The sequence below is a fragment of the Arthrobacter sp. 10N410 genome (genome assembly GCF_056394945.1).
In genome coordinates this window covers 1-12,848 of sequence record NZ_JBFTIP010000007.1, presented here as the reverse complement: position 1 = coordinate 12,848, position 12,848 = coordinate 1, and the positions used below count along the sequence as shown (strand labels likewise).

The window sequence follows — 12,848 nt, the reverse complement described above, 5'->3', positions numbered from 1 at the left end:
CCTCCTTTCGTTGGGGTGGGTCGAACCTGGCCGGGAGCGGTCAGGCGGTGAGTTTGAGCTGGTGCAGATGGTCGTACTGGACGGCATGCCGGACCGGGGCGTTGGGGGCCCCGTAGCCGTCGTAGGAGCCGCGGCGTTCCACCATTTCGAAGAACACGCTGCCGACGGTCGCGGTGTAGAAGTGCAGGAATTCGCCGTCGGCGTCACGGTCGTAGAGCAGGTTCAGCTCGCGGAGGGTGGCGAGGAACCCCGGATCCAGGTCGAAACGCGCGTCCAGGTCCTCGTAGTAGTTCGCCGGGATGCGCAGGAAGTCCAGGCCGCGGCCGCGGGCGGCCCGGGCCGTGGCCACAAGGTCATCCACCGCGAACGCGATGTGTTCCTGGTAGGTCCGGCGCTGGATTCCGGTGGGTGCGCCGCCGGCTGCGTCCTGGCCGCCGTCCTGCTGGTGCAGCGGGGCCAGGTTCAGCACCAGCCGCACTCCGCGGTCCCGGGTCGTCATCACCTGGGAGCGGACCAGCCCGGTGGGACTGGCCACTTCGGCGTACGGCTGCGGCTCGAGGGCCAGAGCGCTGGTGTAGAAGAGCACGGCCTCGTCGAAGTGCTGCCACGGCTGGGCGAGGTTGACGTGGTCGATCACGGCCTGCGGCCCCGCAGCCCTGCCTGCGGCTGCGCCGGCAGCGCCGCCTCCAGTGGCGTTTCCAGTTCCGGCGGGCGTGCCGAACTCGTTGACCCAGGCGGCGGTCCCGTCCGGACTGCCCTGGCACAGGAAGATTTCGGTGGAGTCCGGGGCGGCGAAGCCCTGGAAGATTTCCTCGTTCGCCTGGCTCTTGCGCGGCACTGCGGGGGCCTTGAGCTGCTGCGCCCTGGCGGCGGCGATCACGGGTGAGTCGACGTCGAAGCCGGCCGCGGCAATGGCGGTCTCCGCCGCGGCGGGGGCTTCCTCGTTGATGATCACGCGCGCGTGGCCCATGATCCACAATTGCACATTCTTGGTCCGGTGCCGGCCGTTGAACGCGAAGCCGAGCTGGCCCAGCAGGGTCTCCAGGGCGGCGGTGTCGGCGGCCCGCACCTCGGCGAAGTTGAAGCCCGCCGGTTCGGCCACCTGCGGCAGCGTGGCCAGTTCCATCGGATGACGACGGCGGCCGGCGGTCCCGGCGGCCGTTTCGGCCGCCTCTGGCGCCGAGGGGTGCGCCTCCAGCCACTGTGCGCTTTGTTCCTCGAGCCAGATCAGCGAACGCATGGCATCCACCGCAGTGCGCTCGACGTCGGACTGCCGGAAGACGTCGTTGAACACCTCCAGCGAGACCGGGCCGGAGTAGCCGGCACGGACCACATGGCCCATGAACTTGGCGAGCTCGAACTGCCCCTCGCCCGGGAAGACCCGGTAGTGCCGGCTCCAGGACAGCACGTCCATGGACAGCTTCGGGGCGTCCGCCACCTGGACGAAGAAAATCTTCTCGGGGTTGAACCGCTCGATCGGGGCCGTGTCCCAGTCCCGGGACAGGATGTGGAACGAGTCGAGGCAGGTGCCCAGGTTCGGGTGGTCCACCAGTTCCACGAGGCGGTGGGCGTGCTCGTAGTCGTTGACGTATTTGCCCCATGCCAGGGCCTCGTAGGCGACCTTCACACCGTGCTCGCCGGCGAGCGAGGCGAGCCGGGACAGCTGCCCGGCGCGGAGCTCGTCGTCGTCGATGCTGGCGGTGGCCACGTTGGAGCAGACCAGGATGGTGTCCATGCCCAGCCGGGACATCAGCCGGAACTTGGCCTCCGCCCGGCGCAGGTTGGCGGCGAGCAGCTCCTCCGGCACGCTGTCGAAGTCGCGGAACGGCTGGTACAGGTCGAGGCCGAGGCCCAGGTCCGCGGCCATCGATCGGATCTCCTCCGGGCTCAGCGAGGACGTCACGAGGTCCTGCTCGAATATCTCGATCCCATCGAACCCGGCGACGGCGCAGGCGTGCATCTTCTCCTTCAGGGTGCCGGAGAGGCAGACGGTGGCGATTCCGGTGCGCATCAGGCGGCCACCTCCTCGGCAGCCACGAGCTCCAGGAAGTGGGCCCGCATCCGGTCCGCGTCCGCTTCGAGGCCGGTGAAGATCCGGAACGCGTCGGCTGCCTGGCCCACGGCCATCCGGCCGCCGTCGAGCACCTCGCAGCCCTTGGCGCGGGCTTCGCGGACCAGTTCGGTCTCGATCGGCCGGTAGACGATGTCCGCGACCCAGTGCCGGGGTTCCAGCAGGGACATGTCCAGCGGGACACCGGGGTGGGCGGCCATGCCCACCGGGGTGCAGTGCACCAGCCCGTCGGCGAGCGGCATGAGCCCGGGAAGCTCCGCCGTCGTCCGGGCCGTGACCTGGCTGTGCGGGAAGAACCCGGCCAGTTCGGCCGCCCGGTCCGCGCAGCGGGCCGCGTCGGTGTCCACGAGGTCCAGCCGCCGGACCCCGGCAGTCAACAGTGCGTAGGCGACAGCGGACCCGGCGCCGCCGGCGCCGAGCTGCACGACGCGGTCCAGCTTCGCCCCGGGCAGGCCGGAGGCGAGGGCGGAGGCAAAGCCGGAGAAATCGGTGTTGTGGCCGATGAAGCGGCCGTCGCGGATGGTCACGGTGTTGACGGCACCGAGGCGCCGGGCGTCCGGCGAGATCTCGTCGAGGTGTTCCAGCACCAACTGCTTGCACGGGTGGGTGATGTTCAATCCGTTGAAGCCGAGCCGCTGGGCGCCGGTCAGGAGTTCCCCGACGGCCTGGCCGGGGAGGCCCAGTTCGGTGAGGTCAATGGGGCGGTAAAGATACCGGAGGCCCTGCACATCGCCTTCGCGTTCATGCATGGGGGGCGTGAGGGACGGCGTCACGCCATCGCCTACGAGGCCCACGAGGAAGGACTCTGCTCGATTGCTCATCCGTCTAGCTCCTTTGACAACGGCACTCGGCGGCCGCAATGTGGGCGGCAGGCCGGGTGGTAGGGATTACATTACCGCAAGTGTTCACATATTGCACTGATGTTCTTATTGCGAACATATATTTCTTCATTGCTGGGGCAGCCGGGCCGAGAGCTCGGCCGCGGCGGATTGGAGCAGCGGCACGAGGGCCACAAGGGCCTCCATGCTCATCCGGAAGACGGGCACAGCGGTGGCCAGCGAGGCGAAGGCGTGGCCTTGGGAGTTGAAGACCGGGACGGCGACGGCGCGCATGCCCAGCTCGTTTTCCTCGTCCATGGTGGCGTAGCCGCGCTTCCGGACCAGCTCGATTTCGGCCCGGAACGCATCCCGGTCCGTGATGGAGAGTTCCGTCAGGGGCTCCAGCTCGAGGTCCTGCACCAGGCGGTCCCGGGTGGCATCGTCGGCAAACGCAACCAGCGCCTTGCCCACCGAGGTAGTGTGCAGCGCGCCGAGGTGGCCCGGATCGGAGGTGACGCGGAAAGTCTGCGGACCGTCGACCTTGTTGACGGTGAGGTGGTGGTTTCCGTCACGCACCGAAAGGATGGTGGCCTCGCCGGTCTCCTCGGTGACGCGCCGCAGGATGGGAAGCGCCGTGCCGGCGAAGCCATGGTGGTTGGATACCCGCTGGCCGAGCTGGAAGACGCGCAGGCCCAGATGATAGCGGCGGCCGTCCGGCTCGTAGTCCACAAAGCCGTCCCTGGTCAGCGAACCGAGCAGGCGGTACGTGGTGCTGAAGGGCAGTTCCGCCCGGCGCGAGAGCTCCGCGGCACTGGCTCCGCGGGGTTCATCGCCGAGCAGGACCAGCAGGCCCAGAGCCTTGCCCACCATATCGGTGCGCGAGTCCTCCTTGGCCGGGCGCGCAGGCTTCGCGGTCTCTTCATCGGGGGCCCCGGCAGCGAGGTCCGGCTCTGTGTCTTGATTCACACTCATGCATCGATGTTCTCACATAGTGAGAGCTATTGCTAGATCGTGATTATTTTTCTTGACAAGTGACCGCGCTCACAGCCATGCTTGCTACATCGCACAAGTAGCTCCCACCATGTGGCTACTAGTCCGGGTCTTTCCTCGGTCCACTGGCTGCCGCACACTTGAAGCCACCGGCCGGCAGGACCCTCCCGATCCATCCGCGACAACGTCGTCACATCAAAGGAACACCATGAGCCAGACACTCCCGTCTACGACGCCGGGCACTGCCGCACCGGCCGGGACGCCTAAGAAGGCGGCCCTCGCCAGCTTCCTGGGCAGCGCCGTCGAGTACTACGACTTCTTCATTTTCGGGTCCGCCGCCGCCCTGATTTTTCCGAAGGTCTTCTTCCCGGACGCGGACGCCAACGCCGCCATCATGTCCTTCGCGACCTTCGGCTTCGCCTATGTGGCCCGTCCCGTCGGCGCCGTCATCCTGGGCCACTTCGGTGACCGGGTGGGCCGCCGGAAGGTCCTGATGTTCACGCTGCTGCTGATGGGCGCCTCCACCTTTGTGATCGGCTGCCTGCCGGACTTCAAGACCGTCGGCTGGTGGGCCCCCGTGCTGTTGGTGATTGCCCGGCTCTGCCAGGGCCTCTCCGCCGCCGGTGAGCAGGCCGGCGCCTCCTCCATGACCCTGGAGCACGCACCGGACAACCGCCGTTCGTTCTTCACCTCCTGGACCCTGACCGGCACCCAGGGCGGCCAGATCCTTGCCGCCCTCGTCTTCATCCCCGTCCTTGCCCTGCCTGACGAGGTCAAGTACGGCATCGGCTGGCGCATCCCGTTCTGGCTCAGCGCCGTCGTCGTCGTGGTTGCTTTCTTCATCCGCCGCACCCTGCACGAGCCGCCGGCCTTCGAGGAGGCCCAGAAGAGCGCCCAGATTTCCAAGCTCCCGGTCGCCGACCTGCTGAAGCACCACTGGCGCGACGTGCTCCGCGTTGTCGCTTGCGCCTTCATCGCCGCCGTCTCCACCGTGTTCGGTACCCTGGCCATCAGCTACGCGAAGAACGTCGCCAACGTGGACGGCACCGTCACGCTGTGGCTGGTCGTGGGCGCCAACCTCGTGGCACTCGGTACCCAGCCGCTCTTCGGCAAGCTGGCCGACCGGATCGGACGCAAGCCGGTCTTCATCTACGGCGCTCTCTCCAGCGCGTTGCTGACCCCGGTATTCCTGCTCAGCCTCGAATCCGGCAGCGTCCCGCTGATGTTCCTGGCCGCAATCGGCTTCTTCTCCTTCGGCTACGCGGCCTCCAACGCCGTCTGGCCGTCCTTCTACGCCGAAATGTTCAGCACCAGGGTCCGCTTCTCCGGCCTGGCGATCGGCACCCAGCTCGGCTTCCTGATGGCAGGCTTCGCCCCGGCAATCGTGGCGGCCATGGGCGGCATCAAGCCCGGTGGCTGGGTTCAGATCACCATCTTCACCGGGATCATCTGCGCCATCGCCGCCATCTCCGCGCTGACCGCCAAGGAAACCTTCAAGGTTCCCACCAAGGAGCTCGGCCTGCGCTAAGGCCCTCGACGGGCAAGGGCATCCGCGACGCTCCCGCCCAGTTCTTATTGGAAAAGCCCGGCGTGTTCGGTGAGCACGCCGGGTTTTTCCGCGTGTCGGCGGTGTTGCGGGCGGAAGAACCGGGCGGGAGCGTCGTGTGGACCGCCCGACGGCGGGAGTTCAGCCCTGGCCGGCGCCCAGCACGGCGGCCAGGTCGTAGCTGACCGGCTCCTCCAGCTGGGCGTAGGTGCAGGACCCCGGCTCCCGGTCCGGCCGCCAGCGGACGAACTGGGTGGTGTGCCGGAAACGCGCGCCCTCCATGTGGTCATACTTCACCTCCACCACCCGCTCCGGGCGCAGTGGCGTGAAGCCCAGGTCCTTGCCCCCGCTCCACCGGCTGCCCTCGGCGTTGCGCGGCGTCCGGGCCCCCTCCTCCTGCCTGGCCCACGCCCACGGGTGGTCGGCAAAATCGGTGACGAGTGGCTGGAGTTCCTCGAACAGCTCCTTGCGGCGCTGCATCGGGAACGCACCCACCACACCCACGTTGGCGAGCACGCCGTCGTCGTCGTAGAGCCCCAGCAGCAGCGAACCGATCCGGTCCGGGCCGGAGGTGTGCACCCGGTAACCGGCGAGGACACAGTCAGCGGTGCGTTCGTGCTTGACCTTGAACATGGTGCGCTTGTCCGGCTGGTAGCTGGAGTCAAGCGCCTTGGCCACGATCCCGTCCAGGCCGGCGCCTTCGAACTGCCGGAACCACGTCGCCGCGGTGTCCCGGTCCGCGGTGGCGGCGGTTAAGTGCACCGGCGCGGAGCTGTCCGCGAGCACCCGCTCGAGGGCCGCCCGGCGCTCCCCGAAGGGCCGGGCGGTGAGATCCTCGTCGTCGAGGGCCAGCAGGTCGAAGGCAACGAAACTTGCGGGGGTCTGGGCGGCGAGCAGCCGGACGCGGCTCGCCGCCGGGTGGATCCGCTGCTGGAGGGCATCGAAGTCCAGGCGGTCCCCCGCGGCGCCGACCAGGACGATCTCGCCGTCGAGAACGCAGCGCGGCGGGAGGTTTGCCTTGAGTGACTCCACGAGCTCCGGGAAGTACCGGGTCAGGGGTTTGCCGTTGCGGCTGCCGATCTCCACCTCGTCGCCGTCGCGGAAGATGATGGAACGGAATCCGTCCCACTTGGGCTCAAAACTCATCGAACCCTCCGGCAGGGCGCTTACGGCTTTCGCCAGCATCGGCGCGATCGGGGGCATCAGCGGCAGTCGCATACGGCCCATTCTGTCCGGGCCGGCCGCCGACGTCGACCCCCGGGCGGCCAGCCGGGGGCTAGCGGCCGACCGTCGTGCGGATTTCCACGACAGAGCCTGCGTGCCCCTGAGCCGGCGGCCCTGGCGCGGAAATCAGGACGGCCCGGAAAACTAACCCACCGCTTACCGGGCCGAAACGCAGCGGCAACAATGGCGCAGGACACTGGAAGTGCCGGCAAGAGCAGGCACCAGCTCCAGTCCAGGAGGCCCGCCATGTTGAAGGAAGCCAAAGCCCAGACCACCCGCATCCGCGCCCTCGATCAGTTGCACCGCGGCGACGAGATCGAGGCCCGCCTGCGCGTCGGCCCCAACTACGACGACGTCGTGATCCGCCGCGGCAGCGTGCAGGAAACGGCGCCGGGGATCGGCGTCGTCTGGATCCTGGACCGGCAATCGGGCACGCGCAAGGCGGTCAACGCCGACGAGTGCACCCTCTGGCGCGTGGCCTAACGAGCTAGCCGCCGGCGACGGACTGGATGATCAGGACCTCCTGGCCGGGCGCCACTTCCGTGCCGAGGCCCTGCAGCCGCCGGATTTCATTCCCGTTGACGTATATATTCACGTAGCGGCGGACGGCTCCGGTTTCGTCCCGCAGCCGCCGGGACAGGGCGGGGAAGTCCCCGGCCACAGTATCCAGCACCCATTGGACCGTTACGGCCCCGTCCGCGGGCGCAGTCAGGATGGACTGCCCGCCGGCCAGCGGTTGGAGGACGCTGGGAAGCAGCACACTGATCTCAGGCACAGTTAGCCTCAAGCGGAAGCCGCGGCAACGCGCGCCGCAGGCGCCGGGGCGCCGACAACAGCCGCGGCCCGCACGCACAGCACGTCGGGCAGGTGCGAGGCGACCTCGGTGAAGTGTTCGCCTTCGTCGGCGCTGGCGTAGACGCTGCCGCCGCGGGTCCCAAAATAGACTCCGGCGGGTTCGGCGGCGTCGACGCAGGCCGCGTCGCGGAGCACGGAATTGAACTCTGCCCCGGGCAGGCCGGCGTCCAGCCGCTTCCAGCTCGCGCCGGCGTCGTCGGTCCGGTGCACGGCAAGCTTTCCGCCGGGCGGGATCCGTTCGCCGTCGGCCTTCAGCGGGATGACCCAGGCTGTGCCCGCGCGGCGCGGGTGCGTCAGCATGACAAAGCCGAAGTCCGCCGGCAAGCCCTCGGCAATCGATTCCCAGTTCTCGGCGTCGTCATCGCTGCGGTAGACGCCGTGGTGGTTCTGCGCGTACAGGCGCCCGTCCACCGCGGCGTCGGCGGCAATCTTGTGGACGCACTGGCCGAATTCGGGGTTGGGATCGGGCATGAAGTAAGCCGAGATCCCCTTGTTCCGCGGCTCCCAGGACGTCCCGCCGTCGAGCGAGCGGTAGACACCGCCGGTGCTCATGGCGACGTGCACCTTCTCCCCGTCCGGGTTGACGACGATCGAATGTGCCGCCGCCCCGCCGTAGCCGGCCCCCCATTCACTGCGGTGCGGGTGGTCCCAGAGGCCGCGGTTGAGCTCGAAGTGTTCGCCGCCGTCGGTGGATTTCCAGACCGAGATCGGCTCGCACCCGGCCCAGACGACGCCGGGGCGCGACTCCGCGTCGGGGTGGATCTGCCAGACGCGCTCCAGCGCGGCGTCGGTGTCCTCGGGAAAGCGGATGGCTCCGTTTTCCGGCTCGTTCCAGGTTTCGCCAAGGTCGTCAGAGTGGAAGACGGTGGGTCCCCAGTGTTCCGAGCGGACCCCGACGAGGATGCGGGTCCGGCCTTCGCGCGTGTCGATTCCGATGCTAGGGATCTCGCTCATCAGGAAATGCGGTCCGGAGAGGGACCAGTTTTGCCGGTCCGGGCTGCTGGCCAGCCAGAGCCCTTTCTTGGTGCCGATCGCCAGGACATAACTTTCTGCGGTAGCCATGCCCTACATGCAACCACCGCGGCCCGGCCGCCGCAATGGTTTTTCGGGGGTCAATCGACGAATTCAGACTGGGTTTCGACGAAGTCCCAGTCCGCGGCGCTCAGGACGCCGGTGGCCTTGTCCGGATGCGGGCCGCCGGCCTCGGCGATGCCCTGCAGCACCGGGAGCGGTAACTCCTCGGCCCGCAGGTTGCCGCGCAGCCATTCCTTGCTGGCAAGGTCCAGGTCCAGCCACCACATGAAGATTTCCACCGCTGCCGCCCTTCCCGTGTCCTCCAACCGTAGGCCCGGCGCCGGAGTCGATCAAGGGAGGAAGGCCCTAGCCGGGCCGGAAGAGCCGGGGCAAGAATTGGGTATGCCCGCAGAGCGCATGAGCCCAGCACCTCTGGTTGTCGGCGTCCTCCCGGGCCAGCCCCCGGAGGTGCTTGAAACGGCGGTGACACTGGCGAGAAGCCTTTCCGCCCCGCTGGTCTGTGCCTACGTGGACGAGGCCAGCTACCTCGTGGAGTGGGATCCGGCCCGGTCCGCGCACCGGCTCTCGCTCCACCCGGAGGCCGACAATGCGGAGATCCGGGCAGCCACCGAGCGGCTGCGGTCCGAGATCGCCGCCGTCTGCGATGTCCCGGGGGTGGAATGGAACCTGCGGACCCTGGCCGGGGATCCCGCCCGGGCGCTCGGCCGGCTGGCGGCGGACGCCGGTGCGGCCATGATCATCGTCGGTACTCCCGAACCCGGACCCGGGCACCGGCTCACTGCTGCACTCAACGGATCGGTGGCCGCCTGGCTCAGCCATCATCAGGACCGCCCGGTCCTCATCGTCCCGGTGCGATCCAGCGGGGCGGGCAGGCCCCGCCGCGGCTCCTGACCGGCCCGGGAAAATAAAGCGAAAGTAGTTATTCGAGGTGCTGGCGCATGGTCTCTACTGCCAAGTAAGGTTGTATTCGTAGGCGGGAAACCCCTACCCCATAGCTGCTCCGGAGTGCGTATCCCCCAATAACGCACTCCGGAGCTCTTTAATTTCCGGACAGAATTCCCTTTCCCGGCACGGTACCCCCGGAGGGTACTTGCCAGATACCCCTGGGGGGTATAACTTGATGGGATGAACGAGTCCGAAGCCTCCAGCGTGGCACCCCTGGAGGGCGCACTGCCCCAGCAGCACGGCTACACCGCCAACAAGGACGCCTACCTCAAGCGGCTCAAGCGGATCGAGGGCCAGGTCCGCGGCATTGCCCGGATGGTCGATGAGGACAAGTACTGCATCGACATCCTGACCCAGGTCGCCGCCGTCACCAAGGCCCTGCACGCCGTCAGCCTCGGTCTGGTGGAAGAACACATCGGCCACTGCGTGGTCGGGGCGGCCGCGGAACCGGATCCGGAACTTCGCGCCGAAGCCATCGACTTCAAAGTGAAGGAGGCCACCGATGCCATCGGGCGCCTGCTGCGGTAGCGGCAACACCACTCACCACACCTCCCACAACACGACCGGACTGGTAAACCAGTCCCCCACCAAGGAGCAAGCCATGAGCACCGTTTCCACCACCGTCGAGGTATCCGGGATGACCTGCGGGCACTGCGTGTCCTCCGTCTCCGAAGAACTTGAAGCGCTGGCGGGCGTCGAAAGCGTCGACGTCGACCTCAACGCGGGCGGGATCTCCACCGTCACCATCACCTCCGACAAGGCACTCTCGCCCGCCGAAATCGGCGAAGCGGTCGCCGAGGCGGGCTACCTGGTGGTCGCGAACGAGGCCTGAGCCCGGCGCCGGGCGGCCTCCCGGAAGCAGGACCTGAGCAGGACTTCACCGAACACGACCGAGGAGAACATACCGTGAGCAACGCGCAACTGCTGGACCAGTCCGGAAGCCGGGTGATTGAACTCGACATCGAGGGCATGACCTGCGCCTCCTGCGTCGGCCGGGTCGAGCGCAAGCTGGGAAAGCTCGACGGCGTGCAGGCTTCGGTTAACCTCCCGCTGGAGTCCGCCCGGGTCACCGTCCCGGCCAACATCTCAGACGAGCAGATCGCTGCGACAGTGAACGCCGCCGGTTACAAGGCCACGGTGCGGACCCTGCGGGAGCCTGCCTCCCCGGCCGAGGAGGCTGCCGCAGGACCTGCGGCGACGCTGAAGCCCCGGCTGGTTGTCGCGGCCGCCCTCACCGTCCCGGTTTTCGTGCTCTCGATGCTCCCGGCCGTCCAGTTCCCGAACTGGGGCTGGGTTGCCGCCGCGCTGGCGTTGCCGGTGGTCAGCTGGGCGGCGTGGCCGTTCCACCGGGCCGCGGCAGTGAACGCCCGGCACCTGTCATCCACCATGGACACGCTGGTGTCGATCGGCGTATCCGCTGCCTATATCTTCTCGGCCTGGCAGCTCCTGGCCGATCCCCGCCTGACCGAGCACCCGGGCATGGAGGGCATGGGTTCGGCCGGCCTGTACTTCGAGGTCGCCTCGGTCGTCACGACCTTCCTGCTGCTCGGCCGCTACCTGGAGGCGAACGCCAAGCGCAAGGCCGGTGACGCGCTCAAGGCCCTGCTGGATCTGGGCGCCAAGGATGCCACCGTGCTCCGCGACGGCACCGAGTTCCCGGTGCCCGCGGACCGGCTCCGGGTCGGGGACGTCGTCGTGGTCCGCCCGGGCGAGAAGATCCCCACCGACGGCGTGGTCATCGAGGGCGCCTCCGCCGTTGACGCCTCCCTGGTGACGGGGGAATCGGTGCCGGTTGAAGTCGGTCCGGACAGCCCCGTCACGGGGGCCACCATCAACACCTCCGGCCGGATCTTGGTCCGCGCCACGCGGGTCGGCGCCGACACCACCCTGGCCCAGATGGGCCGGCTGGTCTCCCAGGCGCAGTCGGGGAAGGCCCCGATCGCCCGGCTCGCAGACCGCATCAGCGCCGTCTTCGTCCCCGTGGTCCTCGCCATCGCCGCGCTCACCTTCGGTGCGTGGCTGCTCTTGGCCGGGCCGGAGGTCAGCGACGCCGAGCTTCGCGCCGCCTTCACGGCGGCCGTCGCGGTGCTGGTGATCGCGTGCCCGTGCGCCCTCGGGCTCGCCACCCCGGTCGGCCTGCTCACTGGCACAGGCCGCGGCGCCCAGCTGGGCATCCTGATCAAGGGCCCGCAGGTGCTCGAGGACACCCGCACCGTGGACACCATCCTGCTGGACAAGACCGGCACCGTCACCACCGGGCACCTTGCCGTCGCCGGCACCAGCGCGTTCGCCCCGTTCAGCGAAAACGAGGTCCTGCGGCTCGCCGGCGCAGCGGAGGCCGCGTCCGAACACCCCGTCGCCCGGGCCATCGCGGCAGCGGCGCTCAGCGCGGAGCGTGGGCGCGGCGACGACGCGCGGCTGCCCGCCGTCGTCGGCTTCCATTCGGCCCCGGGCGGCGGTGTCCGCGGCAGCGTGGAAGGCTGCCTCGTTACGGTGGGCCGGTCCGGCTGGCTGCAGGGGAACGGCGTTGCGGTCTCCGGAGCGCAGCGCGAAGCCTTGTCCGCCGCCGAGCAGTCCGGGGCCACCGCCATTTGGGTGGCCGTGGACGGCGAACCGGCGGGCATCGTGAGCCTGCGCGACACGCTGAAGCCCGGCTCCGCTGCGGCAATCGCCCGGCTTCGGGAGCTGGGGCTGCGGCCCATCCTGCTGACCGGCGACAACGCCGCGGTGGCCGGCCAGGTGGCCGCCGCCGTCGGCATCCCGCCGGAGGACGTCTTCGCGGGGGTCCTGCCGGAGGGCAAGGTCGACGCCGTGCGGAGGCTGCAGGCCGGCGGCGCCACGGTGGCCATGGCCGGCGACGGCGTGAACGACGCCGCAGCGCTGGCCCAGGCGGATCTGGGCATCGCAATGGGCTCCGGCACCGACGTCGCCATCGAAGCCGCGGACCTGACCGTGATGGGCAACGATCTGGGGCAGGTCGCGCGGGCCATCGAGCTGTCCCGCCGGACCCTGGCCACGATCAAGACGAACCTGTTCTGGGCCTTCTTCTACAACGCCATCGGCATTCCGGTTGCTGCGCTGGGCCTGCTCAACCCAATGATCGCCGGCGCGGCGATGGCGGCCAGCTCCGTGCTGGTGGTGGCCAACTCGCTGCGGCTGCGCAGCTTCGGCAAGTAACCCGATGGGGAGGCCTGCCCATCGACAGTTTTTTGCGAGGCAGGGTAGGTTCGAGGCATTGGATCTTCCGGATCAGCCGGGGGCCGCTGGGGATGCCGAGAGTTTCGGGTCCGGTGAACTAAGGAGTTTTTTCGAATGGCTATTTGGGGTGCAGATGTTGCTCAGCTCAAGACTCTTGGGACGAAGC

General features: G+C 68.7%; 13 protein-coding genes. 6 read left to right on the top strand and 7 right to left on the bottom strand.

Annotated features, from left to right (window positions below; all coding sequences use genetic code 11):
• Positions 1–40: 40 nt before the first annotated feature.
• The 3 genes from AC1DB8_RS14135 to AC1DB8_RS14125 all read right to left on the bottom strand — a co-directional run bounded on the left by AC1DB8_RS14135 (position 41) and on the right by AC1DB8_RS14125 (position 3,861).
• Positions 41–2,011, bottom strand: coding sequence for a TIM barrel protein (locus AC1DB8_RS14135; RefSeq protein WP_476893380.1), 1,971 nt, complete (start codon positions 2,009–2,011; stop codon positions 41–43).
• Positions 2,011–2,892 carry a shikimate dehydrogenase gene (locus AC1DB8_RS14130; protein ID WP_441419196.1) on the bottom strand — a complete coding sequence of 294 codons (882 nt, stop codon included), beginning with the start codon at positions 2,890–2,892 and terminating at the stop codon, positions 2,011–2,013. Before AC1DB8_RS14130 ends, AC1DB8_RS14135 begins: the two co-directional genes overlap by 1 nt.
• A gap of 126 nt (positions 2,893–3,018) precedes the next feature.
• Positions 3,019–3,861 carry an IclR family transcriptional regulator gene (locus AC1DB8_RS14125; RefSeq protein ID WP_476893379.1) on the bottom strand — a complete coding sequence of 281 codons (843 nt, stop codon included), beginning with the start codon at positions 3,859–3,861 and terminating at the stop codon, positions 3,019–3,021.
• 226 nt (positions 3,862–4,087) lie between these two features.
• Between AC1DB8_RS14125 and AC1DB8_RS14120 the strand changes: the two genes are divergently transcribed.
• Positions 4,088–5,407, top strand: coding sequence for an MFS transporter (locus AC1DB8_RS14120; protein WP_441419194.1), 1,320 nt, complete (start codon positions 4,088–4,090; stop codon positions 5,405–5,407).
• A 159-nt stretch (positions 5,408–5,566) separates the two neighbouring features.
• On the opposite strand, the gene AC1DB8_RS14115 is transcribed toward AC1DB8_RS14120, so the two are convergent.
• Entirely contained in the window at positions 5,567–6,643 is a 1,077-nt protein-coding gene (locus AC1DB8_RS14115) for an ATP-dependent DNA ligase (protein WP_476893378.1), read from the bottom strand.
• 252 nt (positions 6,644–6,895) lie between these two features.
• Here AC1DB8_RS14115 and AC1DB8_RS14110 point away from each other — a divergent pair, with 252 nt between their 5' ends.
• The gene (locus tag AC1DB8_RS14110; RefSeq protein ID WP_441419192.1) at positions 6,896–7,132 is read left to right on the top strand and encodes a hypothetical protein; all 237 of its coding nucleotides are present in this window, start codon (positions 6,896–6,898) and stop codon (positions 7,130–7,132) included.
• A gap of 4 nt (positions 7,133–7,136) precedes the next feature.
• Here the strand turns inward: AC1DB8_RS14110 and AC1DB8_RS14105 are convergent, their stop codons facing one another.
• Genes AC1DB8_RS14105 through AC1DB8_RS14095 form a run of 3 tightly spaced genes read right to left on the bottom strand, consistent with a single transcriptional unit; the run spans position 7,137 to position 8,817 of the window.
• On the bottom strand, positions 7,137–7,424 hold the full coding sequence (locus AC1DB8_RS14105; protein ID WP_441419191.1) for a MoaD/ThiS family protein: 288 nt from the start codon (positions 7,422–7,424) through the stop codon (positions 7,137–7,139).
• 8 nt (positions 7,425–7,432) lie between these two features.
• Positions 7,433–8,566, bottom strand: coding sequence for a WD40/YVTN/BNR-like repeat-containing protein (locus AC1DB8_RS14100; RefSeq protein ID WP_441419190.1), 1,134 nt, complete (start codon positions 8,564–8,566; stop codon positions 7,433–7,435).
• A 50-nt stretch (positions 8,567–8,616) separates the two neighbouring features.
• Positions 8,617–8,817, bottom strand: coding sequence for a hypothetical protein (locus tag AC1DB8_RS14095; RefSeq protein WP_441419189.1), 201 nt, complete (start codon positions 8,815–8,817; stop codon positions 8,617–8,619).
• Between the two features lie 103 nt (positions 8,818–8,920).
• Between AC1DB8_RS14095 and AC1DB8_RS14090 the strand changes: the two genes are divergently transcribed.
• The 4 genes from AC1DB8_RS14090 to AC1DB8_RS14075 all read left to right on the top strand — a co-directional run bounded on the left by AC1DB8_RS14090 (position 8,921) and on the right by AC1DB8_RS14075 (position 12,661).
• Positions 8,921–9,430 (top strand): universal stress protein, encoded by a 510-nt coding sequence (locus tag AC1DB8_RS14090; protein ID WP_476893377.1) that lies wholly within the window; start codon positions 8,921–8,923, stop codon positions 9,428–9,430.
• A 234-nt stretch (positions 9,431–9,664) separates the two neighbouring features.
• Positions 9,665–10,012 (top strand): metal-sensitive transcriptional regulator, encoded by a 348-nt coding sequence (locus tag AC1DB8_RS14085; protein WP_441419187.1) that lies wholly within the window; start codon positions 9,665–9,667, stop codon positions 10,010–10,012.
• 73 nt (positions 10,013–10,085) lie between these two features.
• On the top strand, positions 10,086–10,316 hold the full coding sequence (locus AC1DB8_RS14080; RefSeq protein WP_175323461.1) for a heavy-metal-associated domain-containing protein: 231 nt from the start codon (positions 10,086–10,088) through the stop codon (positions 10,314–10,316).
• A gap of 74 nt (positions 10,317–10,390) precedes the next feature.
• Positions 10,391–12,661 (top strand): heavy metal translocating P-type ATPase, encoded by a 2,271-nt coding sequence (locus AC1DB8_RS14075; RefSeq protein WP_476893376.1) that lies wholly within the window; start codon positions 10,391–10,393, stop codon positions 12,659–12,661.
• The last annotated feature ends 187 nt before the right edge of the window (positions 12,662–12,848 follow it).